The sequence below is a fragment of the Bacillus cereus group sp. MYBK139-1 genome (assembly GCF_051916915.1).
In the GTDB taxonomy this organism is placed as follows: Bacteria; Bacillota; Bacilli; order Bacillales; family Bacillaceae_G; genus Bacillus_A; species Bacillus_A pacificus.
Window position 1 is genome coordinate 324,940 of record NZ_JBQAHO010000004.1, and the last position, 24,853, is coordinate 349,792.

A 24,853-nucleotide genomic window follows, 5' to 3' on the forward strand; every position below is an offset into this window, starting at 1 on the left:
ACCACTTAACAATCCAATTTATAGCCAACGCCATAAATGGTCTTAATATATTCTCCGCTATTCCCTAACTTCTTCCGTAGTCTTTGCACCATAATATCAACCGCTCTCGTATTCCCGATATACTCAAATCCCCATACTTTCTCTAGTAGCTCATCTCTCATAAATACACGCTGCGGATTTGAAACAAACAACTGACATAAATTAAACTCTCGGTACGTTAACTGAATCTCTTGTCCACTCACATGCACTTTTCTTTCCTTAGGACAAATCGTTATCTCTCCCGCCCCGATTACTTCATGGCTTACCGTTACCTCTTTCTTCTTCACGCGCCGCGTCATATTCTTGACCCGAAGAATAAGCTCCGCATAATTAAATGGCTTCGTCACATAATCATCTGCACCAAGCTGCAAGCCAAGCAATTTATCATTCATCTGACTCTTCGCAGTTAACATAAGCACCGGAATATCCCGATCCTTCTCACGGAACAAACGAAGCAACTCATACCCATCTGTATCTGGAAGCATAACATCCAAAATCAAAACATCCGGCCCTTCATTCCATCTCTCTAAAGCTTCTCTCCCGTCAGCCGCCGTAAGCACTTCATACCCTTCCATCTCAAGCTGCATCCGAATCAAATTACGAATACTCGACTCATCATCCACTACAAGTATTTTCATTATTCTCCTCCTTCCATCCTGTATTATAGTACAGTTTAGTATAGCAAAAATCTTATAAAAAAAGAGAGGGTATTGTCGAACATATGTTGAACGACAATACCCTCTCCTTCACTTATTAGTCTTACTTATCATACCCATTAGGTTTCTTCTGATGCCAATTCCAAGCATGCTCAATGATTGTCTTCACATTTACATACTGAGGATCCCAACCTAACTTCTCTTTCGCTTTCTGAGAAGAAGCAACTAAACGTGCTGGATCTCCCGCACGGCGCGGTGCTACTTCAGCTGGAATTTCATGATTTGTAACTTCACGAACTGCATCAACGATTTCTTTTACACTGAAACCATTACCATTTCCTAAGTTATAGAAATCACTCTCTCCGCCGTTCTGTAGGTCTTTAAGGCCTAAGAAGTGAGCCGCTACTAAATCTTCAACATGAATATAATCACGGATACAAGTACCATCTGGTGTATTATAGTCATCACCAAACATCATAATCTTCTCACGTTGCCCTAACGCCACTTGCAGCACAAGAGGAATTAAATGCGTCTCTGGACGGTGATCTTCTCCAATAATACCATTTGGAGTTGCACCAGCCACATTAAAGTATCTGAAAATCTTATAACGTAAATTAGAAGCTTGGCTATACCAATGAAGCATCTTCTCGATTGCTAACTTCGTCTCTCCATACGTATTCGTTGGATTTGTCATCGTTTCCTCAGTAATAAGGTCTACATCTACCTCACCATACGTCGCCGCAGTAGAAGAGAAAATAAACTTATCTACCTTAAACTCATCCATTACCTCTAATAAGCAAAGTGCACCATACACGTTATTATTATAATATTGCAGAGGCTTCTCCATACTAACTCCAACTAAAGAATCAGCTGCGAAATGCATAACCGCCTCAATATTTTCTTGTGTAAACACATCTCTTAAAAATGCTTTATCACGAAGGTCGCCATTATAAAACTTTGCACCTTCCGTAATTGCATCCTCATGACCCGTTTGTAAGTTATCTACTACTACTACAGATAAACCTTCGTCTATTAATTTTTTCACAGCGTGAGAACCGATGTATCCAGCTCCGCCGCAGATTAAGATTGAGTTCATTGTTTTCCTCCTACTATTTTCAGATCTCTTAATTATAAAAAGAAAAGGTATACGGGAACTCGTACACCTTTTATCTCTCCTTCATTACTTAGCTACAAAATAATCAGTTACGTATTGCGCCCAAACTTCATGCCCCTTATCACTTGGGAAACCAAATTCTTCTTTTAAATATGGTAGGATAGCCTTTGTTGTTGCATCAGGCCATGCACCCCAATGATCAACATATGTATAACCATTTTGCGTCGCAAATTGCTTTAACGCCTCAATTGCCTTCGGATAATTCTTCGCACCATACACTGGGTTTGATGGTTGAATCATAATTGTAGCACCCTTTGCACTAGTAGAAAGTGCTTGCACAAATTTCTGCGTACTTGCTACAGAGTTTCCATTACCAGTTTTACCATTGTCAGTAATAAATGGTGGTTCCAATAAAATCACATCTGGCTTTTCTTTCGCAATCTCTTTATCACGTTTATTCGCAATTAACTCGTCTGTGCTTTCACCCTTATATTCCTTTACCGTCACATTCCATAAACCTTTACCATAAGAAGCATCTAGGTTAGCCGTTAACTTAGATGCCCAAGCATCTTTTGCAGATGAAGAAGCTTCATCACCAACAATAACAAGATTTACTGCCTTTTTATCCTCAGCAGCTTTCTTTAACTTCTCTTTCACTTCATCTGGTAAATTCTTCGCATATGCTTCATTAAAAGATGACTTCGCATCTTGTTTTTTCTCTGATTTCTTCGCACCGCTATCTTTCACTTCAGACTTCGTTTTCGTCACTTCACTCGTCTGTCCTGTCGCATTCGCAACTTTCTTATTCCAGTATAATTTACCACTCACAACCGAAGCGACAAACAATACAAAAATAACTAGGACAAGTACTGCTTTCTTATTCATCGATTCACCTCATCTATTATTCTCACAACATATAATACTAATATAAATTCAGGCAAAAATAAACCCAACTCCTACCAAAGGAGTTGGGTTATTACATATTACTTAGTCAATTCAAGATGCGCTTTTAACTTATTCGTTAAATCTTGTTTTGCTGCATCTGGAACATAATAGTACCAAATACCATCAGCGGCTTTGTGTCCGTCGCCTGGGATTTGAATTTCTTCACTGTTCTGCATGCAATCTTTATAGTTCTTTTGAATATCAAACATTTGCTCTTGAGTTAAACTTGTTTTAACATTTTTCTCAATTGCTTTTAGTACATCACCGTAGCTTGCTAGAGAAGATACACTTGCACCCTTTTTAATTACAGCTTGGATGACTTGACGTTGGCGCATTTGGCGGCCGAAGTCACCGCGTGGATCTTCATAACGCATACGAGAGTATTTTAAAGCTTTTTCACCATCTAAGTGTAAATTTCCTTTTTCAAAATGTGTACCTACTGATGTAAATTCTAAATCATTATTGACCTCGACACCACCTACAGCATCTACAATATCCTTGAATCCTTCCATATTTACTTCAATGTAATGATCAACTGGGATATCAAGAAAATTCTCCACTGATTTCACAGCCATGTCAATACCACCGAAAGCATAAGCATGATTAATTTTATCTTTCTTACCTTTCCCAATAATTTCAGTATAAGAATCACGAGGAATACTTGTAATTTTCATAGACTTAGTTTTTGGATTTAAAGTAAATAGCATAAGTGAATCTGATCGACCAGTCTCTTCTCCTCTTTGGTCAACTCCCATTAATAAAATTGAAATGGGTTTTTGATCAGTAAGGTTTATTTTTTGATCACGCTTTTCAGACTTATCACGTTTTAATGGTTGATGCACCGAATCTAACGTACTTGATACATTAGAATAAACACGATAAACATATATTCCTCCTATGAGTAGTAGCAAGCCTAGAATACTTAAAACCCATAGAAAAACCTTTTTTCTCACAGCTCTCTCCTCCTTTTCATTGGTATCTCTTAAAGTATGAATTAATATTCCTCTATCAAATATTCATAGCAAGAATTATACTTGCTGTCCATATTTAAAGGTAATTATCAATATTAATATCAGTTTTTACTATCTTAGCAGGAATACCCACAACCATGCAATTATCCGGTATATCCTTTAATACTACTGCATTTGCCCCAATCACCACATTATTCCCTATTGAGACTGGACCTAATATTTTTGCACCTGTACCTACATAGACTTTATCTCCTAATTTAGGTACATTATTTTTTTTCGATGTACCTCCTATGGTGACACCAGCATTAATTATACAATTATCCCCTATTATAGCCCTTCTATGAATGACTATTCCTAGTCCCCCATATCCTAATGTTGTCCTTTTCCCTATTCTAGCTGAAAATGGAATGTAACAACCAAATATAAAGCGAATAAGATAAGTAATAAAACTAGGGATAAAAGGAATTTTCCATTCGTAAAGTACCCTTGATACTTTATACCATTTATAAACATTCATTTATATCTGCCACCTAACAATTCTTTCATTACTAAATATTTTTACAAACTAAATTATTGATAGCTTCGTGTAGGTTATTATAATTGTAATATAAAATAGCTTTATTATTTACCTGCACGCAATTTCTAGTATCGAAAATTATTGGTCTTTCTGCTCTTTTAATTATAGCTTCCTCATCTAAATTTTTAAATTCATTATGGTCTGATAAAACTAATATACATTGTGTTTTATCAACTGCCTCTTTAAACGTTTTTAATTCATAAGGAACTGCTTCTTGTACCACATGCGGATCGTAAACTGCCACTTCATAACCTTCTTTTCGTAGTAATTCTACTACTTCCATAGCTGGACTTTCACGTACATCATCTATATTTCCTTTATAAGTTAGACCCATAACAGTGATTTTACCGCGTCCTTCTCCTACTAGTTTACCCACATTCTCAACTACAAAATTCGGCATAGAATTATTAATTTCTCTAGCGTCACTAATTAATTGAGCATTTTGAGGATCTTTCTCAATGATAAAGTATGGATCAACCGCTAGACAATGACCGCCAACACCTGGACCTGGAGTGTGTAAATTAACTCTCGGATGTAAGTTAGCTAAACTAATAACATCTAAAGCATTAATTCCTAAATTAGCTGAGATTTTAGCTAATTCATTAGCCAATGCTATATTTACATCTCGAAATGTATTTTCCATTAATTTAGCCATTTCTGCAGTTACCGCAGTTGTTGTAATAACATTACCTTTTACGAAGCTCTTGTATATCTCTGCTGCCTTATTAGCTGAGATTTCATTGATTCCCCCAACTATTCTTGCATTTTCTACTAATTCAATAAGAATCCTTCCAGGTAATACTCGTTCTGGACAATGCGCTAAATAAATTTCTTCTCCGACTTTCCAACCAGCCTCTTCTATTGCTGGTGCAACAATATCATTAATTGTACGTGGTGGAATAGTAGATTCTACAATTAATATATTCCCTTTTTGTAAAAATGGTTTAATAGATTCTACTGCAGATTGTACATATTTTAAATCAGCAGTATGATCGTAATTATGAGGGGTAGGAACAGCAATAATATATACATCGGCTAATACTGGTTTTAAACTTGCATTCAAATTCCCTTTTGAAACTTCCTCTTTTACCAATTCACCTAATCCAACTTCTTCGATATGGATTTTCCCTTCATTTACTGTATCAATTATTAAAGGATTAACATCTACTCCTGTTACCTTAAATCCAGCCTTGGCAAACATTGCACAAGTTGGTAATCCTATATATCCTAAACCCACGACACATATTTTCTTCATAATTATTTCCTCCTAATCTTTTGTGTTTCACTATATATATTCATAAATGTATTAAACGCTTTTTCATAAGATAAATAATTAGACGCATAATCAAATGCATTTCCACCTAATTGATTAATCTTATCTGTATCCTCTAACAAATACAGCACTTTTTGGTATATATTATTTGAATCCTTTTGTATAAATAGGCCATTATCCCCATCAATAATAATCTCTTTTAATCCACCCACCGGCGTACAAAGAATTGCTAGGCTGAATTTCATTGCCTCTAACACCGAATAAGGTATTCCTTCTCTCCAGCTACTTGGAAGTAAAAAAACATGAGATGAACCCAAATATTCTTCTTTCTCTCCATCAAATTTTGCGCCTACAAATTTAACTATCCCATGGAGATTATTTTCCTCTATATATTCTATGACTTGTCCCTCTATAGGTCCTGAACCTATAATTGTAAATTCAACTTCTTTATCTTGAAGTAATTTAGCTGCTTCCAATACCTCGAATACACCTTTTTCTTGAATTAACCTGGATAAAAAAAGAAATCTCACTTTTCCATCAGTAAAAACATTTTTTTTCTCAATTCCTCTAACATCAATAAAATTAGGCACCAAACTTACTTTAGCTTTTACATTTGGATAAACATATTCAAACTCCATTTTTTGATCCTTACTCAAAAAAAGAATTTGTTTTGGCTTAGTATTAATCTTTTTAAATAGAAATCTAATAAATTTATTTTTAAATAAACTCAAGTCTGAAAAATGGCCCCCATGATATTGGACAATAATATTTTCATGGTTAATAATCGACAATATAATCCATAATTTCATTAAAGATCCATAATAAATCGAAGGATTTAAATGTACCACACTGTCCTTCTTATTTTTCGTAACCTTTCTCAATCCCCATATTTTACTGAACTCTTTAATCTTTCTTAACAAAAAATTTTTCTCTTTTCCTCCACTAATATCATGTATCAGAATAGTTTTCCCATTTTCTTCAAAACAGGTTTGTAAAGTCTTTATATGAGTAGCGACGCCCCCCATAGAATCTGTTCCTGGTCCAACCAGAATAATTTCTTCTTTCATAAAAACTATCTCCTTGGGTTAAATCTAAATATTTTTATTTAAATTTAAGTATTTATTAATCTAAAGATCCACGCCAAACTACCATATATACTGATGACCATAAACGAAATTATACTAACTATTAATAATGCGTTATCAGTATAGTTATAAAGATATTCTAGAGATATCTTGGCTATAATAAATGTAATACAACTAATCATAAAATATTTCATTAAAAAGGCCTTATTAATATTCAAGTGACCGCTCATCTTCAAATGTTTATATAAATATAAACTCGAAATTAATACCGATAACGGTGTACTTGCCGCTAAGCCATAAATTCCATAAAAATAAGAGAGTATTATACCTAAAGTAATATTAAGTAGAAACATGTATAAACTGTTCATTAGTAATATTTTTGTATCATTTAAGCAAAAATATATTTTTATGAATAACTCCCTAAGGCTCAAGAAAATTATCCCCAAAGAATAAATTCCAAAACATGTTGCTGTCAAGGAAACTGCCTCCTTAGAAAAATTCCCCCTTTGATAAACTATTTCTACTAATTCTTGTCTTAGAACAAACATTACTATTGCGATAGAAGTCATTAATATTATGATTACTTTAAATAAACCGGCCACATATACCTTAAATTTATCTAGCTCACCACTATTAAAAAGACTAACTAATTTAGGAAAAAGCACAGTAGTGATTGCCATTACTACTACTAAATACGGTAGATTATATAACCTATCAGCAAAATACAAGATAGAAATACTTCCAGTTTCCATAAATGATGCTATGAATCTATTAATTAATGTCCCAATCATTTGTACCATAGATAAAAGTGTTGCCGGTATTAAAATTTTCACAAACTTATTTAAATTTTCGTCTACTCTAAAATCCAATCTAAGATTTAGCCCATATTTTAAACTAAAAGGTAATTGAATGAGTAATATTGTTAAAGAACCGATAACAGTACTCAAAGTTACTGCATAGATTCCGCCCACCCCTGAAAAGCAAACTATTGAAATTATGATTATTAAATTATTCGGCAAATTTGACCATACATCAATTGCAAATTTATTAGAATATTGCAGTATTCCACTCGAAATAGCAATAATCATACTACTAATAACCATTGGCATAGAAAGCCTTAATAATTCTGATGCTAATTCTATAGTTTGGGGTTCTAATCCTGGAGAAAATATTCTAACAATCGGTCTACTAAAAGCAAATCCTAGAAAAAGTAATAAAACTGATGTTATCAATGTATATGAAAACACTCTAGAAATAAAAGCCCTTTTTTCTTGAACGTTTCCTTCCAATGAGCTCAATACTTTGATTATAGATGTTGCATATCCTACCCCTAAAAATTGGAATAATATTAACGGAATAGTAAATGCCACTAAATATGCATCGGTTATCGGTGAAGCACCAAATTTATATGAAATAGCTACTTCTCTTATAAACCCTAATATCTTAATAAGGATATTACCTAGCGCAATTACACCAACGTACTTAATAATTTTTTTCATAATTTATAGCTACTCCACCCTCAAGAACTATTGTTATTTTATATTAAACTTCTTAGTTGTCACCCTTATTAACATATAAGTTGGTATTACAGAGAACATAAATATTATTAATAAAGATCCAAAATCTAGTCTCGGAATTATTAAAAATGTATAAATACATATACCATAAGCAATCTTATAGCTAGATTGACCAAGACTATCTATAAACTTAGATATATATCCAATAGCAAAGGAAACTATCACTATACCAGCCCAAGATAGAAATAGGTAACTTTCAGCTACAATGGAACCTGCATATCCAATATTTTGGCTATATTCATAAGGATGGAAATTAAATGTATACCATTCAGGAAATGCCAAAAGCTTTTCTCCCCCAAGCAACGATCTTGGGATCATTACAATAATAGAACCCAGTATAACTTTTAAGTCCAACCCCATATTCTCTACATAGTTTATTGTATCGGCTAATATCATAGAAATATATTTTCCTTCAAATCCGGTATCCAACGCTATCCAATCCCAATCAAAATTCTTAATAACAAAGTCCAGCGTTTCAACCAAAGTTGAATTTTGATACATCCCCCTAACCCTGCCGAAAATACCAAAAATTAAATATCCTAAACATCCAATTACATAAACACCAATTACATTCCTTATCTTAATCTTATTTGGAATAAAAAGTGCAGCTAAACATATTGCTACTAAAAGAATTTGTCTTCTCTTCATAAGAATAAAGAAGTAAAATCCACAATAGGTTATTAAAAGAAGAAGTAAAAATATTACGGCACTCTTTCTCCTTTCTTCCTTGGAACCCTGAAGTGCTATAAGAAGCCCTAACGGCAACCAATCAAAAAAAACCGTGATGTATCCCTTCCCCCTACTATTTAAATATCCCTCAGCATATTGGGTTGTTCCAAAAACTGACATATCATAATACATAAGATGACTTAGTAACCCAATAATAAACATTGAAATCCCTAGTTTTATTAGTAGCTTGTTATTTAAAGGATACGTATTTTGATTAAACTTATATATTGGAATAATCTTCACATACATCCTACCAATAACTACACCTATTAAAAATATACATACAGCTAATTTATTTTTAAAATCACCTTCAAAAAACGTGTTCCAATAATAAAATATAAAGGTCACTATAACTATTAAATAACTTTTAGGAATTAACTGCACTTTCATATAACTAATTACACCTATCTTCTATACAGATTTATTGAGACGAAACTTTTTTAATAATCTCTATATACTTTTCAGCTAAGTATTCCCTATCAAATTTAGCTTTCACAAACTCGTATCCAGCACTACCCATATTCTTAATTTCGTCTACACTTTTTTTCAAACTATCATGGACTATTTTTTGTGCTTCCTCTAGCTTTACTGTATTGACAATAATTCCACTCTTTGCCTCTTCTATTATATTACTCGCTTCGCCTATAGGCCCAAAGTAAATTATTGGCTTCGCCTTACCCATTATATGAAATATTTTTGATGGTACTGTGTTTTTAAAGGCCTTATTATTTTTTAAAGAAACAATAAGGAAATCACACTTTTCGTAATACGTATCTAATTCTGATTTTTCCATATTATCCATCATTTTAATATTACTGATGTTATTATTTTTAATATATTCATTAAGAGTCTCTTTTTCTGCTCCGTCGCCAATAAACACCATATTTACTTGCATACCGTTAATCTTTATCTTATTAAATACATCTATAATAAATTGTAAGTTTTGAGACTTTCCCAACGCCCCAAAATAACCAATAGTAACTTCTTGTTTAGAATGATCCTTCACCGTTTCATAGTCATTCTCTTCAATTTTAACCCCATTATATATTACTGAGATTTTTTCTTTAGGAATCCCTTCTTGCACTAACTCTTTTTGAAAACCTTTTGTTACTGTTACAATATGCTTTGCATGCTTACAAAACAATAATTCAATTCTCCTAACAATTTTGTAAGCCAAACTGGATTTTGATTTTCCATTGGCCACCATTTGCGAGTATGTTATATCCCTGAATTCTACTATTAATGGTTTTTTTAGTATTTTCGAATACAATATACCTAAAAATGGGGCAAAGATTGTACCCGTGGTTGCTAAAATAACATTATAATCTTGACCAATTTTTTTACGATTAAATAACATATTTAAAGTCCCAAAAAAAGGAAAACTCAAATAACAAATTAATCTGTTAAAAATATTTGTATTTTTCCTAGCAAAGACTTTATTCCTAATAATTTTAACACCTTCTTTTGTTTCAACATCAATCAATTTATTGGCATATCCCGCAAAAAGATTTCCCGTTGGAAAGTTAGGATTACCAGTAAAAATAGTTACATTATGTCCTTCACCAGCCCAATATTTAGAATTCTCATAAGCCCTAAATGCTGCAGCTGCACGCTCAGGGTAATAAAATTGGGAAATATATAATAATTTCATATAATACTTACCATCCATTCTCCTTATTAATTTCATAAATTTTTTCCAGTTTTATATCATACTCATATGAAGTATCTATAGTATTAATATTTATTATCGATTCATTATCTGAGATATTTATTTTATCACCGTATAAGTCTACCACCGTAATATAAGTTGCTTCACTTCCTATAGTAGTGATTGATTTTATATTCTTGAGCGTCTTATGTATATTAAATTGCTCTGCCCCTTGACTGTCTTTTATCTTTATATCAAAATTTGTTTTAACTATCGTATTCGAATTTCTAAATTTAATACCTCTGGAATTTATTTGATCGATTTCTTGCCCTAAATAATAATTAATCTCTAAATTATGCATTTTTTCAAAACGTCCATAAACCCTATCAACAAAGATAATACCTATATTTTTAAAATATATAACTGTTCGTCTATGAAATAACTTAGAATCTTTTAAAGTTTTTGTATAGCCATCATGCTCTGCACTGATATGCACATAATTTTCACTCTGATCATATTTTGTTATATGAGTATATGCTCTTTTAGCAGTTCTGAATGCTTTCCATACCTGAGAGCTTGACGTACCATCAATACACAAGGTATTATGTGCAGCAGTAGATCTTAAGTAATCCCGCTCTTTCGAAATTTGATAAGTATAAGTTCCAGTGTCAACAAAAACTTTTTTCTCACCCAAGGTCAAAATTACATTCAACGAATCTGCATGTGTATGACCTAAGTTATACTCCGGCCCACAACTTCCACAATCAAATAATAGATACAATCCACCTATTCCTTCTAATGAATCTTTAATAATATAATATCCACCATGTTCGTGAACACTAAGCCCCTCATAAGTCATCGGATTTCCACGCATTTCTTCTATCCTTTTTATTCCCTCTGTGCCGAACAACATATATGTATAAACACTTGTTTTTTCAGGGCAATATTTTAGGTATTTAGAATCCGAGTACAGTAAACTCCCACATTCAAGAATATTTGACGCTTGTATTGGATAATCTAATGTGGAATCATTTATAAGCGGTATTTCAGAATTAGGCATCATAAATTCATATAAACAATCAAACATTTTATGTATATGGTCTATAAAATATTTCCCCTCATCTTGGAATCCATTTCTGTTTAATACAATTCCGACCTCCATAAAATGCATCAAAACCTCAATATGATATGAAGAAGACATTTCATAGTGCATTCCACTTTCAAGGACTTGTTCTTGAAATTCTCTTTTTAATAGGTTAACTCCGGTTTTAATAATCGCAACGTCGTTTAAAAAAACACCCCCAAAGACCAGACCCTTTCCATCCATTACCAGATGATTTGCCCCCAAGTATTCTTCTATATTTTTCTTCAAGAAATTAACGTGTGTTTTAATTATATTTCCGTATTCTTTTTTATATTTCTCTTTACTAGATTCTTCTAGAACAGAGAAAAACAAAGATATATTAAAAATCCTCTTAGCTACCACATACGGATCCCATAAGTTTGAATCATAGTGACTTTTATTAGTATGCCACCAGTCCAATATATATTCAGTCCCCTTTTCTAACCACTTGATATCTCTATCAATCAGATATGCGTGAGAGAAATCATTCAGAAAGTCAAAATAATTTAAATTAAAGTTCCATAATCTATAATTAAATGGATTAGCATTCCAATCTATTTCTCCCTGAAATTCAAAGCTTAAATTATTAAGAAAAGTAAATTTTTTATTGTATAAATCATTTACTTTTTGAAAATCTACTACTATTTCTGACGAACCCTTTAAAGTATTGACAACCATTGGGTCATAATATGTAAAATTATTCTTTATATTATCCGCTTCCAGCACCTGAATTGTTCTTGAAGTTTTTTTTCTTAATTGATAAATAATGCGAGATTTAATCTGTTTTCTTCTCATAAACTTAACTGTATTGTACACCAGTTTAATTCCCTCTAATTTAGACATTTTTACACTTCCCTATTGTTAAGTCAAAAATATAAAAAATACATTAAAATCAATATGCATTTTTATCAAATAACATTACTCTTACAGTTTTTATAATAATTTTAAGATCTAGCATCAAGCTTCTATTAATTATGTACTCAATATCTAACTCCACCATTTCCGTAAAACTCAGACTGCTTCTTCCACTAATTTGCCAAATGCCTGTACAACCTGGTTTCACCATTAATCTTTGACGATCATAATTAGTATACTCCTGAACTTCTCTTGGTAACGGGGGCCTTGGGCCAACTAAACTCATTTCTCCCTTTAAAACATTAATTAGCTGCGGTAATTCATCAATACTTGTCCTACGAATAAATTTCCCTATCTTTGTCACACGAGGATCATCTTTCATTTTAAACATTGCACCCGACACTTCATTTTGATCTAATAAATCTTCTAAGCGTTTTTCTGCATCCGTGACCATAGAACGGAATTTATACATATAAAAATCTCGTCCATTTTTACCCATACGAATTTGTTTGAAAAATATAGGACCATTCGGATCTTCGTATTTAATAAGTACTGCTACAATAAAAAAAACGGGAAATAAAAATATTAGTCCACACAAAGCTCCTACAAAGTCTAAACATCTCTTTGCCAATATATACCCTTTACGGACAGGTACTTGCTCACAAACTAGAACTTCATTTTCTTCCTTTGTTAATTTATCCTCTGATATTTTTACCAAACTCAAAATTATTTCACCTCACCTTTATACTTATTTCTCTTCTTCAAAATTCCATCCATATAATTTATTAATGAATCTCTTAATTCTTCATGTTGTAATGCCATTTCAATTGTCGTCTTAATAAATCCAAACTTCTCCCCAACATCGTAACGAATACCTTCAAAATCATAAGCAAATACACGTTGAATTTCATTTAATCGTTGAATCGCATCTGTTAACTGAATTTCTCCACCAGCACCTGTTTGTTGGTCTTCAAGAAACATAAAGATTTCTGGTGTTAATACGTAGCGCCCCATAATTGCTAAATTCGATGGTGCTGTACCTTCTGCTGGTTTTTCAACAAATTGGCGCACTTGATAACGGCGGTCATTTTGTTCAATTGGATCGATAATACCGTAACGATGTGTTTCATTTTCAGGTACCGTTTGTACACCAATAACTGACGATTGTGTTTCTTCGTATTGATTCATTAATTGACGTAAACATGGTGTTGCTGCTTGTACAATATCATCACCAAGTAATACCGCAAATGGTTCATTTCCAATAAACTTACGTGCACACCATACTGCATGCCCTAGACCTTTTGGTTCTTTCTGTCTTATGTAATGAATATTAATTCTTGAGGAAGCTTGTACTTTTTCTAGCATCTCATGCTTCCCTTTTTCTAGTAAGCTTTGCTCTAATTCAAAGGAATGATCAAAATGATCTTCAATAGCACGTTTACCTTTTCCAGTAACAATAATAATATCTTCAATTCCTGATTCTATCGCTTCTTCTACTATGTATTGAATTGTTGGTTTATCAACAATTGGTAACATTTCTTTAGGCATTGCCTTTGTTACCGGTAAAAACCTTGTCCCCAGTCCCGCAGCTGGAATGATTGCTTTTCTTACTTTTTTCAAATCTAGTACCCCCAAATTATATTATTATATATATATGTAACAATGAAAAAAACCCTACTTATAGGGTCGTCTTTACAACTCCATAGGTAGAGTTTCTATCATAAATAAATTATGGGCATCCAACCCATCCTCACGTCATACTCCCGACGACAAGCGTCTAAGGTAGGTTCGAAATAAAAATTTCTACCCACAGCACGACCGAGTGCCTCCGTTGATAACGGTTAGGAGACATCACCAGTTCTTTATTTAAAAAATACCGAACAATTTTTTACGACGAATTTGTTCTGGATCTTCTTTATAAATTGCTTTCCCGCTAATGATTAAGTACGGATTCTCTCTTAAATCATTCATAACACTTGCACCGAATTCTTTCTCTATTAGTTCATAGCTTTCTGCTAAATGGAATCCTCTTGATGTTGTGTTATGTGCATCTGATGCAACCATATGTGTTAAATTATGTTCTACAAGTTGAAGCGAAAACTTTTTAATTTTTTTACCGAATTTACCCAATAAACTACCTGCCGTTACTTGCGTTAATGCCCCTTTATTGACGAGGTTATATAACTTATCTGGCCGCTCGATTAACTCGGCATTACGTTCGGGATGAACGATAATTGGAATCATTCCTTTTACACGTAGTTCATAAAATAGTTGTTCTGCATAACGAGGTACATGATTAGATGGAAACTCAATAAATATATATTTATTTGTTTCATTTAAAGTAACGATTTTACCAGCTTCATAGTCTTCTAATAAATCACCATATAACCTGATTTCTTGCCCCGGTAAAATGGTAAGCGGAATATTATGTTGTTGTAGTTCATCATTTAGTTGTTTTACTCCATGAATAATTGAGGTACGTTCATTTATATATTTCCCATTTTGATGGTGTGGTGTTGCGACAATTGTATGTATTCCTTCTGACACAGCTTGTTGTGCCATTGCTAAACTATCTGTTTCTGTCTGTGCACCGTCATCGATACCAGGTAAAATGTGACAATGTAAATCAATCATTTATGTCATCCTCCCTCTCTCATAGTAATCTTTTTCCTCTTGAATATGAGACATCTCATATTCAAGAGGAAAAAGGAGATATGATAAAAACATATCTCACTTTGAAATTAGTTTGCACCATAGTAATAATATAAGCCTTGTTCACGTTCACGATCATTTAGAACAACGCCTAACAATTTACCTTTTGCTGATTCTAATAAACCTTTTGCTTTTACTGCTGTTTCTTTTTCTGTCGATTCACTACGAACGACAAGAATAGACGCATCACATACATTCGCCATAATTTGTGCGTCAGTTACAGCTAAAATTGGTGGTAGGTCAAAGATAACTAAATCATAAAGGCTATATGCTTGTGCAAGTAGTTCTTGCATCGATTTTGAGCCTAATAATTCTGCTGGATTTGGTGGAATTGGCCCACACGCTAAAAAGTGTAAATTATCTACAGCTGTCGGTTGTACGCATTTTTCTAAACGTTCACTATGCGTTAATACGTTCGTCAATCCGAAAATATTATCTACTTGAAACATTTGATGCATCGCTGGTTTACGCATATCTGCATCAATTAATAATACTTTCTTTCCTTGCTGAGCAAACACAACTGCCATATTCGCTGTTGTTGTTGTTTTTCCTTCACTTGGGTTTGCAGACGTTACCATTAATGAATGTAAATTTGTATCAACAGCTGCAAATTCGACATTCGTTCGAATATTACGATATTGTTCTGAAATTGGTGATTTCGGTTGTTGATGAGCAATTAATTGACGACGTTGACGATGATTCTTCTTCTTTTTAAATAAATTAAGAGCCAATTGTTTGTCCCCTCACTTTTCTTGATGATGGAGCGTGTGATTTCACGTTCATTGTTTCTTCATCCATACGAGCTACAATACCTAACACTGGTAAACCAAGTAAGTTCTCTACATCTTCTTCTTTTTTTACTGTGTTATCTAAGTATTCTAGTAAAAATGCAAGACCAACTGCGGCCATTAAGCCAACAACGAAGGCAATTGCCACATTTAACATCGGACGTGGTTTAATTGGAGATTGATTTTCTGCAACTTCTGCTTTAGATAGTACTGTTACGTTATCCACGTTCATAATTTTTGCAACTTCACCTTTAAATACATCTGCAGTTGCATTAGCTATATCACGAGCTACTTTTGGATCTTTATCCTCAGCTGTTACGGAAATGACTTGTGAATCTTTTTCATTCGCAACATTAATCTTCTTCGTTAACGCTTGGGCTGTCATATTTAAATTTAATTTTTCATTTACTTGTTCTAAGATTACTGGGCTTTTAATAATAACCTTATATGTATTCGTTAATTGAATATTCGTTTGAACTTCACCAGCTTGAAACATCGATCCCTCTTGTTTCTTCTGGTTAACAAGAATTTGCGTCGAAGATTGATAGATTGGTGTCATAAAAAAGAAGCTAATGATAGCACTTACAATAGCTGCACCAAAGGCGATTACGAGGATCATTGCTAAACGTTTTTTTAAAATATGAAATAACTCTTTCAAACTAATTGTTTCTTCCATAAGTTCCTCCAACTTTCTAAATTTTACACATAACAAAAATTATAACATATAATCTTACATTTTTTTATTTTAGTAATATCTATGTACGATTGTTATTTAAAAACATATATAATCTTACAAAATAATCTTAAATATGACAACACATTCCATCAATTTGCCAAAAATTCCATTATATCATGTTTTTTGTATAATACGATACTTAATTTTAAAATAATTCAAAAAAGCTAGCAAAAAAATTACTAGCTTTAAAAAACACTATTTCATACATTATTTTCTAATAATATCCATATTGTTCCTGTTCTTCTCTTTTATCGTTTAATATAACACCAAGTAGTTTTCCGGATGCTTTATCTAATATTTGTTTTGCTTTTATTAGTTTATCTTTTTCTGTTTTTTCACTGCGTGCTACTAATATAACTCCATCACATTTATTAGCGAGTATTTGTGCATCTGTAACGGCCAATATAGGTGGTGTATCAATCAGAACGATATCAAACATGTTATATGCCTCTAGAAGTAATTCGTCCATTTTACGATACCCAAGTAGCTCTGCTGGGTTTGGTGGGATTGGACCCGCTGACATAACATATACGTTCTCTATGTCTGTTTTTTGAATACATTGCACAAATGATGCTTGTCCTGATAATAAATTCGTTAATCCATTTGGATTGTGTGCAGCGAATAAATTTTGCAATGTTGGCTTACGTAAGTCAGCTCCAATTAACAATACTTTTTTACCTTGTTGTCCAAAAACAACTGCTAGATTAGAAATGGTCGTTGTTTTCCCATCACCTGGATCTGCTGAAGTGACAATGATAGAACGAATATGGTTATCTACAGATGTAAATTCAATATTTGTACGGATATTACGGTACTGTTCCGTAATGCGTGATTTAGGCTCTTTATGTGTAATTAATTGTCTTAATGGCTTTCTTTTCTTTCTTCCGAACATGTTATGGTCTCCTTTTTTCAGAATACGACATTTTCCCCTTTTTCTCTTTTATGCTCGATATGCTACGCCAATTTTCCATTTACTTCTACCGTTAAATTTCTCCATTACTTTCCTCTACTCTTCATCATAACGAATCAGAATAATCTTTGTCCTATCCCACATCTTCTATAATGTGACAACGATATCTCTATTTTTATCGCGCTATCATTTATCTTAATTTCAAGATATTTATAGCGCCATTATATACAAATTTCCATTCATTTACAATAAAAATTCTGATTAATCTGCATTTTAATATTTCGAACAAAAAAGAGGAATTAAAAAAATCCTTCTGCATTTCACAGAAGGATTTTTTATTACTCTCTATTCTTTTTTATCACCAATCGCAAATGTAATTTCAGCTTCACATGCAACTTCACCATCTACTGTTGCGATTGCTTTTCCTTTTCCGATTGGACCACGTACACGCGTCATTTCTACTTCTAGACGAAGTTGATCACCTGGACGTACTTGTTTTTTGAAACGACAATTGTCGATACCTGCGAAGAAAGCAAGTCTTCCGCGGTTTTCTTCTTTCTTTAATACAGCAACTGCTCCAACTTGTGCTAATGCTTCTACAATAAGTACACCAGGCATAACTGCATAGTCAGGAAAGTGCCCGTTAAAGAATTCTTCGTTTGCGGATACATTTTTAATTCCAACTGCTCTTTTTCCTTCATCTACTTCTAATATTTTATCAACAAGTAAAAATGGATAGCGGTGAGGAATGATTTCTTTAATTTGTTCTATATTTAGCATATAACAATCGCCCCTTTTGTAATATTGGTCTTACCACTTGGACATATTGTTTATTATCCCATTTTGTTTATTGTTTGTCATTATAAAGTGAAACTTTAATATCTTTTCAGCTTTATATACAAAAAAATGCACACACTCTATTCCCTTAAAATAGTTGCATATACTTGCAACTGACACGGAGGTAGAAAAGAGTGTATGCCCAGATTAGGGAAAGGCAATATGTATTAAAACATGATTTGCCTTAATGTCGTATTCGACTCATTATATTATAAACGTTTTCAAATAAGGAAATATTAAATTTAACCATATATATGAATATTTTACCTATATTCTTCGTTTTTCTTTATTTTTCTTCTATTTTCTCAAAAAATCGAAATAAAAAAATAAAAATACAAAAAAAGAACTAAGGTTTACACCTTAGTTCCTCTCATTTTATCGTAAAGCACGCTTTGGTAATCTATCGATATTCTCTAACATAATACCTGTACCAACCGCAACGCAGTGCATTGGGTTTTCAGCAATTAATACTGGTACTTTTAGTTCTTCTGCTAGAAGCATGTCGATACCGTGTAGTAAAGCTCCACCGCCTGTTAGAATCACACCGCGGTCGATGATGTCCGCTGATAATTCTGGTGGTGTGCGCTCTAGTACGCCTTTTGCAGCTTGTACAATAACAGCCGCATTTTCTTTTAATGCTTCTGTAATTTCTTCAGAGCATACTGTAATTGTACGTGGTAAACCTGTTACCATGTCACGTCCGCGAATTTCAAGTTCTTCGCTACGTGCACCTGGGAATACTGTACCAACTTTAATTTTAATATCTTCTGAAGTACGTTCTCCAATTAATAGCTTATACTTACGTTTAATGTAGTTTAAAATCTCCATATCAAACTTATCGCCAGCCATTTTGATAGAGGAAGAGGTAACAATATCACCCATAGATAGTACAGCGATATCTGTTGTACCTCCACCAATATCAACAACCATGTTACCGCTTGGTTGGAAGATTTCCATACCAGCACCAACTGCGGCTACTTTTGGTTCTTCTTCTAAAAATACTGTTTTACCACCTGAACGTTCAGCAGCCTCACGAATTGCTTTTTGTTCTACTGATGTGATATTTGTTGGACAGCAAATTAAAATGCGAGGTTTTGAAAAGAAGCTCTTTACGTCCAATTTGTTAATGAAATACTTTAACATTGCTTCTGTAATTTCGAAATCTGCGATTACACCATCTTTTAGTGGACGAATGGCTACAATATTACCAGGCGTACGTCCCACCATACTTCTTGCTTCTTCACCTACTGCTAATACTTTACCTGTGTTACGATCAATAGCAACAACAGATGGCTCATTTAATACAATACCCTTACCTTTAACATGGATTAATACGTTAGCCGTACCTAGGTCAATTCCGATATCTCGCGCAAACATTCCCGTTTTTTCCTCCTCGATATTCAAAATCAGGTTACACCCGAATTCTTTTACACCTAATTTCTGATTTTATCATAAATTTAACAGAAACGTAATATTCGCAAAAAGAATTCTTCTGAAAAATATTACCGAATTGAAACGGAATGTTTGCGATCGCATATTTATTGACGTACCGGCTTTTCTACATCTTCTTTTCTATACTTTTGTTTTGTTGCTTCTCCGCCTCTTAAATGACGAATAGACTTATGATAATCAAGAATTTCTTTCACTTCATTTGCGAGCTCTGGATTAATTTCTGGTAGACGTTCCGTTAAATCTTTATGGACTGTACTCTTTGATACCCCAAATTCCTTTGCAATGACACGCACTGTCTTTCTTGTCTCCACGATATACTTACCAATCTTGATAGTTCTCTCTTTGATGTAATCGTGCACACCACTCGCCTCCCTAAATTGGATGTGAGAAGGGTGAAATGAGCCTCGCTGCATACGACTTAGAAGTAAGTGTGAGTGCTGTTTGTAAGCGTTAAACATTCTTGGATTTATAATGAAATGATTCACGATTTCTCACCTCAAACACTCTCTTTGCTTTGGTTTATACCATTGTATTGCCCGCACTACTGATATATGCTACATGTTCACTATTTTTGCGGACTAAGTTAAGAAAAATTACGTTTTTTTGTGAGAAATACGTTAACTGTGACTATTTTGGCGAAAAAAAATGACACCTTATATATAAGGCGTCATTCTTCTCGCTCTAACTCTTCTTCTAACAATTGATGGTGGGGAACCTCTTTCTTACCGGCAATGTAATAATATAAAGTAAATAAAACAAACAATAAAATAATAGCAGTCGACAGAACAAACAAAAATGACACAGTATCCCCTCCCTTTTGTAATATATATTCGAGAATCTCGTCATTTTTCCTTGTTATTGCAACTTTTTTCTCGAAATTGAGTATTTTTATATGGAAATAAAAAAATCAGCTCTCCTAGTGAGAACTGATTTTTTCACTTTCTTATTCTTGCGAAGAAGAATCGTTAGATGATTCTGTAGAACCATTTGTTGATTTTTCTTCTTTCTTCGGTTCTTCTTTTTTGTCACTAGTTGAACCGCTAGTTGATTTCTCTTCTTTTTGAGACTTGTCTTCTGTTTTACTTTCTGGTTTCGTGCTCGTTGACTTTTCTTCTTTTTGAGATTTGTCATCAGCTTTTTTACCAGAAGCGTTCGTTGCCTTTGCAGCACCTGCATCAGCTTTAATTTCTGCTACTGACTTATTTAAGTAGCGCTCAGGGTTCACAGCCACATTGTCTTTACGTACTTCAAAGTGAACGTGAGAACCTGCTTCTTTATTCATTGCACTTAGACCGGATTTTCCTAATACTTCACCTTGTACAACTCGTGCACCTTTTTCTACTTTTACACTGCCTAAGCTTTGATAAGAAGCTGCTACACCATTTCCGCTATCAACTGTTACAACATAACCAAGAAGTGAATCTTTTTCAGCTTTCGTTACTGTACCACTTAAAGCAGCTGTAACATTGAATTCTTTTCCATTCTTCGCAGCAATGTCAATTCCTTTGTTTGGGGAATATGTGTTGTTATAAAAGACAAGTGCTTTTTCTTGTTCCGCCTCAGTTGCTGCATCTTCATAGAACTTCTTCTGTACCACTACTTCCGCATTAGCAGGAGCTGGCATTTTCACTACTTCTGAAGACTTCGTTACTGGTACTGCTGGATCTTCCGTTTGTGTATACGGCGTTGCTTGATCTTGGTTCGGAGTCTTCTTCGTATTAGCTCCTTGGAACCATAGCGCAACCATTAAAATTACCGCTGCACAAGCAATGTATAGTGCCGGAAATACCCATCTTTTTTGAAATAAATGTACTACCTTTTGCGACTTTTTATTATTTCTTCCTCGCATTCCATCATCACCTCAGCAATCATTTTGAACAATATTCACGCATCCTATACAACCTATAACTAATTACTTTTCGACAAAATCTGTAAAAATATGTATAGTGATTGTAAAATTTCCGAGGAAATGATTGAAAAAAGAAAAAACTGAGCGTTTTGGCTCAGTTTTTAGTCCATTTGTTTCTTTTTGTAAACCACCATACAAAGAATAATGGAAAGGACACACCAAATTATAATATTGATTAAATCACCACTAACAGTTGAAAATCCTTTTCCAGCCAGCAATTTCGGCATTGCGTCCGCAAGATGCTTCGTTGGAAGGAAATCGATTGCCTTTTTTACAAACTCACTTTTAATAAATCCGCCTAACATTGGAGCTAGAAGAAAAACAAATAGAATCGGCATACCTACTACTGATGTTGACGCCGTTGTTTTAGCTATTAATCCAATCCCCGTACCTAACATAAGGAAGAAAAATATACTAACAAGTAAAAATAGAGCAATTAAAACCATATTCCCCTTTATTACACCTAAAATAGCAAAGTTACTAATACAAATTACGAATGTAATAAGAGCTGTTAATGCACTTTTTCCTAGCAATACTTCTAATGTTGATGCTGGAGATAACATCATTACACGTAGCGTTTGTTTTTCTTTTTCCTCCGCAATTAAAGCTGCTTGAACAAAGCTTCCTACCATTGTTAAAGCCATTAAAGTTACCATATTAGCGATTTGCTCTTTCGGTCCATCCATCTGTTGATAAACAAAAGAAAATACGAGTGGCAGTGCCGCCATTACGAGTACAGATGCATTTGCTTTAATATCCTGTACCTCTTTTCGAAAAATAGCTGAAAATCGTCTCATTGAAAATGTCATTATAATCCCCTCCCAGTAACTTCAATAAAGATATCGCCTAGCGTTGGTTCGTGTGAATGAATGGATAGTAATTCGCCCTTTTTCATCCATTCTGAAATGCGTTTTGCACCTAATTCATCTTTTTGCACCACTTCTTTTTGCTTATCTTTTAATACGACTTGGATTTGGTCTTTTGCATATTGTAAGCGTAGGTTTTCTGGTGTATCAAGTGCTACAATTTCTCCACCGCATAGAAAGGCGATGCGATTACAGAGCGTCTCTGCTTCTTCCATATTGTGCGTCGTTAAAAAAATTGTCGTTCCTTCTTTATTTAAGTCTTTTAAGATTTTATGAATGTTTTGTACGTTAACTGGATCGAGTGCAGATGTTGGTTCGTCTAAGAAGAGGATATCTGGTTTATGAAGGATTGCTCTTGCTAGTGTGACGCGCTGCTTCATTCCTTTTGATAGTTTCTTTACTAATGTTTTTTTATCATCTAATAGATTCACTTGCGCTAGCACTTCATCGATTCGTTCTTTTTTGCAATCATATAAGTCACAAAATAATAATAAGTTATCATAAATGCTAAGTCTCTCATATAAACCGCTGTTGTCTGTTAAAATACCAATTCGTTTATAATCGATGCTGCTTGGCCCTGTAATATCTTTCCCTAATACTCTTACCGTTCCAACGCTATGAAGTAATTGAGAAGTTAATATTTTTACTGTTGTCGTTTTTCCAGATCCACTCGGTCCGAGGAATCCAAAAATTTCTCCTTGCTTCACCTCAATATTTACATTTCGAAGTGCCGTTTTTTCATTGAAACTTTTCATTACATCTTTCATTTCAATTGCCAATGTCATCTCGTCAGCCCCTTTGTTTTTTTCTTTTATAGATGAAAGTCGCTTTAGCGCTTTTCGTTTGTTTGTTTCGCTTTTCTTGACTCAATCATATGAAAATCAAAGGGTTTACGCAGTAAAATACCGGTAAAAGGAGTATTTTTACCGATGAATGGATCGTATTTTGAGCTTATTGGAGCGAATTTTATAGCCCAATTACACCTTTCAACTCATCCATTCGTCCTTTCGAAAGCGGAATTGAACTTTTTCTTTCGTCGTCTAAAATTAAGCTGAAACTGTTACGAGTCCAAGTAATTACTTCTCGTACTCTTTGTAAATTCACAAGGTAAGAGCGATGACATCTAAAGAAACCAAAACCTGTTAATCTCGCTTCTAGTTCACTTAATGTTAATGCGCATACGAAATCCCCTTCACGAACGTGAATATGTGTTAACCCGTTTTGCGTTTCAATGAAATGGATTTCCATTGGGTCTAATAAAATGATTTTATCGTTTACTTTCGCTGGTATTCTTTCTAACTTCATTTGCGGAATCATTTGAACGACTTTTTCTTCATCGATCTCTTCTGCTTCCTCTTGTTCGATTTCTACTTTTTTCACACCATCATTGTTTAATATGTATACATCTTCTGTTAACGACAGGGCATCAGATAGGAAAGATGATGTAATAAAAATCGCCTTTCCTTGCTCTTTCATTTTCATAATTGCTTTTCGAATCATAATCGTACTCTCTGTATCTACATTTTGCTCCGGCTCTTCCAAAATGACTAAATCCGGATTATGAATCATCACTCGCCCAATATGAAGACGACGTTTCTCTGAAAATGATAGTTTTTCTATTTTAACGTTTAATTTATCTAAGAGGCCGACATATTGTACAACTTCTTCTATACTCATATTCGATTCATACAGCCCTATTAAAAAATTAAAGTATTCCTTCACCTTCAAACGATCATATGCTTCATCTTTCAAAAAACAAAAGCCGATGCGAGAATAATTTCTCTTTCCAATCGCTTCACCTTCAAATAGCACATTGCCAGTTGAAGCTTCTTCCTGACCAATAATAATGCGGTGCAATACTTTAGCTGTATGGTTATTACATTGCAAAACAACACATTGCCCCTTCTCAACCTTCAGTTCAACTGCCGGTAACTGGTTCGTCTTCCCTAACTGTTTCAACTCCAGTAACGCCATTTTGTCTCCCCCAAATACTTTTTATCCTATTATACCAAACAATTAATGGAAAATTATGATATTTTAAACAAAAAAAC

The 24,853-nt window shown here is 33.7% G+C and carries 25 protein-coding genes; all 25 read right to left on the minus strand.

Features of this window, described 5'->3' with window-relative positions; translation table 11 throughout:
* Positions 1–5 precede the first annotated feature (5 nt).
* The 25 genes from ACTFRS_RS22210 to ACTFRS_RS22330 all read right to left on the minus strand — a co-directional run bounded on the left by ACTFRS_RS22210 (position 6) and on the right by ACTFRS_RS22330 (position 24,776).
* Positions 6–677 carry a response regulator transcription factor gene (locus ACTFRS_RS22210; protein WP_000699577.1) on the minus strand — a complete coding sequence of 224 codons (672 nt, stop codon included), beginning with the start codon at positions 675–677 and terminating at the stop codon, positions 6–8.
* Positions 678–798: 121 nt separating this feature from the next.
* Complete coding sequence (gene galE, locus ACTFRS_RS22215; protein ID WP_440025002.1) at positions 799–1,791, minus strand: UDP-glucose 4-epimerase GalE; 993 nt, start codon at positions 1,789–1,791, stop codon at positions 799–801.
* An 84-nt stretch (positions 1,792–1,875) separates the two neighbouring features.
* The gene (locus ACTFRS_RS22220; protein WP_440025001.1) at positions 1,876–2,694 is read right to left on the minus strand and encodes an SGNH/GDSL hydrolase family protein; all 819 of its coding nucleotides are present in this window, start codon (positions 2,692–2,694) and stop codon (positions 1,876–1,878) included.
* Between the two features lie 98 nt (positions 2,695–2,792).
* Positions 2,793–3,707 carry a polyisoprenyl-teichoic acid--peptidoglycan teichoic acid transferase TagU gene (gene tagU, locus ACTFRS_RS22225; protein WP_440024999.1) on the minus strand — a complete coding sequence of 305 codons (915 nt, stop codon included), beginning with the start codon at positions 3,705–3,707 and terminating at the stop codon, positions 2,793–2,795.
* Between the two features lie 94 nt (positions 3,708–3,801).
* Positions 3,802–4,242 (minus strand): serine O-acetyltransferase, encoded by a 441-nt coding sequence (locus ACTFRS_RS22230; RefSeq protein WP_440024997.1) that lies wholly within the window; start codon positions 4,240–4,242, stop codon positions 3,802–3,804.
* Between the two features lie 31 nt (positions 4,243–4,273).
* Positions 4,274–5,560, minus strand: coding sequence for a nucleotide sugar dehydrogenase (locus ACTFRS_RS22235; RefSeq protein ID WP_440025125.1), 1,287 nt, complete (start codon positions 5,558–5,560; stop codon positions 4,274–4,276).
* Positions 5,560–6,642, minus strand: coding sequence for a glycosyltransferase family 4 protein (locus tag ACTFRS_RS22240; protein WP_440024995.1), 1,083 nt, complete (start codon positions 6,640–6,642; stop codon positions 5,560–5,562). Before ACTFRS_RS22240 ends, ACTFRS_RS22235 begins: the two co-directional genes overlap by 1 nt.
* A 44-nt stretch (positions 6,643–6,686) precedes the next feature.
* Positions 6,687–8,159, minus strand: a complete 1,473-nt coding sequence (murJ, locus tag ACTFRS_RS22245; protein ID WP_440024994.1) for a murein biosynthesis integral membrane protein MurJ — start codon at positions 8,157–8,159, stop codon at positions 6,687–6,689.
* Between the two features lie 33 nt (positions 8,160–8,192).
* Complete coding sequence (locus ACTFRS_RS22250) at positions 8,193–9,356, minus strand: O-antigen polysaccharide polymerase Wzy (RefSeq protein WP_440024992.1); 1,164 nt, start codon at positions 9,354–9,356, stop codon at positions 8,193–8,195.
* 31 nt (positions 9,357–9,387) lie between these two features.
* A complete protein-coding gene (locus ACTFRS_RS22255; protein WP_440024990.1) occupies positions 9,388–10,635 on the minus strand; it encodes a glycosyltransferase family 4 protein in 1,248 nt (415 codons plus the stop codon).
* Complete coding sequence (locus tag ACTFRS_RS22260; RefSeq protein WP_440024988.1) at positions 10,625–12,580, minus strand: heparinase II/III domain-containing protein; 1,956 nt, start codon at positions 12,578–12,580, stop codon at positions 10,625–10,627. Before ACTFRS_RS22260 ends, ACTFRS_RS22255 begins: the two co-directional genes overlap by 11 nt.
* Before the next feature lie 49 nt (positions 12,581–12,629).
* A complete protein-coding gene (locus ACTFRS_RS22265) occupies positions 12,630–13,316 on the minus strand; it encodes a sugar transferase (protein WP_440024987.1) in 687 nt (228 codons plus the stop codon).
* A gap of 2 nt (positions 13,317–13,318) precedes the next feature.
* The gene (gene galU / locus ACTFRS_RS22270) at positions 13,319–14,212 is read right to left on the minus strand and encodes a UTP--glucose-1-phosphate uridylyltransferase GalU (RefSeq protein ID WP_440024985.1); all 894 of its coding nucleotides are present in this window, start codon (positions 14,210–14,212) and stop codon (positions 13,319–13,321) included.
* 246 nt (positions 14,213–14,458) lie between these two features.
* Positions 14,459–15,226, minus strand: coding sequence for a tyrosine-protein phosphatase (locus tag ACTFRS_RS22275; RefSeq protein ID WP_440024983.1), 768 nt, complete (start codon positions 15,224–15,226; stop codon positions 14,459–14,461).
* Between the two features lie 107 nt (positions 15,227–15,333).
* Positions 15,334–16,035: a CpsD/CapB family tyrosine-protein kinase gene (locus ACTFRS_RS22280; protein WP_087932590.1), complete on the minus strand. Its 702-nt coding sequence runs from the start codon at positions 16,033–16,035 to the stop codon at positions 15,334–15,336.
* Positions 16,025–16,768, minus strand: a complete 744-nt coding sequence (locus ACTFRS_RS22285; protein WP_440024981.1) for a YveK family protein — start codon at positions 16,766–16,768, stop codon at positions 16,025–16,027. The genes ACTFRS_RS22280 and ACTFRS_RS22285 overlap by 11 nt, the downstream gene beginning before the upstream one ends.
* Positions 16,769–17,042: 274 nt before the next feature.
* A complete protein-coding gene (locus tag ACTFRS_RS22290; RefSeq protein WP_440024979.1) occupies positions 17,043–17,720 on the minus strand; it encodes a CpsD/CapB family tyrosine-protein kinase in 678 nt (225 codons plus the stop codon).
* Positions 17,721–18,083: 363 nt separating this feature from the next.
* Positions 18,084–18,518: a 3-hydroxyacyl-ACP dehydratase FabZ gene (gene fabZ, locus ACTFRS_RS22295; protein ID WP_000931959.1), complete on the minus strand. Its 435-nt coding sequence runs from the start codon at positions 18,516–18,518 to the stop codon at positions 18,084–18,086.
* A gap of 432 nt (positions 18,519–18,950) precedes the next feature.
* The gene (locus ACTFRS_RS22300; protein ID WP_000457987.1) at positions 18,951–19,952 is read right to left on the minus strand and encodes a rod shape-determining protein; all 1,002 of its coding nucleotides are present in this window, start codon (positions 19,950–19,952) and stop codon (positions 18,951–18,953) included.
* A gap of 161 nt (positions 19,953–20,113) precedes the next feature.
* On the minus strand, positions 20,114–20,386 hold the full coding sequence (gene spoIIID, locus ACTFRS_RS22305) for a sporulation transcriptional regulator SpoIIID (protein WP_000544012.1): 273 nt from the start codon (positions 20,384–20,386) through the stop codon (positions 20,114–20,116).
* Positions 20,387–20,694: 308 nt separating this feature from the next.
* Complete coding sequence (locus tag ACTFRS_RS22310; protein ID WP_000008903.1) at positions 20,695–20,829, minus strand: hypothetical protein; 135 nt, start codon at positions 20,827–20,829, stop codon at positions 20,695–20,697.
* A 141-nt stretch (positions 20,830–20,970) separates the two neighbouring features.
* The gene (locus tag ACTFRS_RS22315) at positions 20,971–21,876 is read right to left on the minus strand and encodes a M23 family metallopeptidase (RefSeq protein WP_098214902.1); all 906 of its coding nucleotides are present in this window, start codon (positions 21,874–21,876) and stop codon (positions 20,971–20,973) included.
* Between the two features lie 161 nt (positions 21,877–22,037).
* Positions 22,038–22,745 carry an ABC transporter permease gene (locus ACTFRS_RS22320; RefSeq protein WP_440024977.1) on the minus strand — a complete coding sequence of 236 codons (708 nt, stop codon included), beginning with the start codon at positions 22,743–22,745 and terminating at the stop codon, positions 22,038–22,040.
* Positions 22,745–23,587, minus strand: coding sequence for an ABC transporter ATP-binding protein (locus tag ACTFRS_RS22325; protein ID WP_000170852.1), 843 nt, complete (start codon positions 23,585–23,587; stop codon positions 22,745–22,747). The genes ACTFRS_RS22320 and ACTFRS_RS22325 overlap by 1 nt, the downstream gene beginning before the upstream one ends.
* Positions 23,588–23,768: 181 nt before the next feature.
* Positions 23,769–24,776, minus strand: coding sequence for a LytTR family transcriptional regulator DNA-binding domain-containing protein (locus ACTFRS_RS22330; RefSeq protein ID WP_139868468.1), 1,008 nt, complete (start codon positions 24,774–24,776; stop codon positions 23,769–23,771).
* Positions 24,777–24,853: the final 77 nt, after the last annotated feature.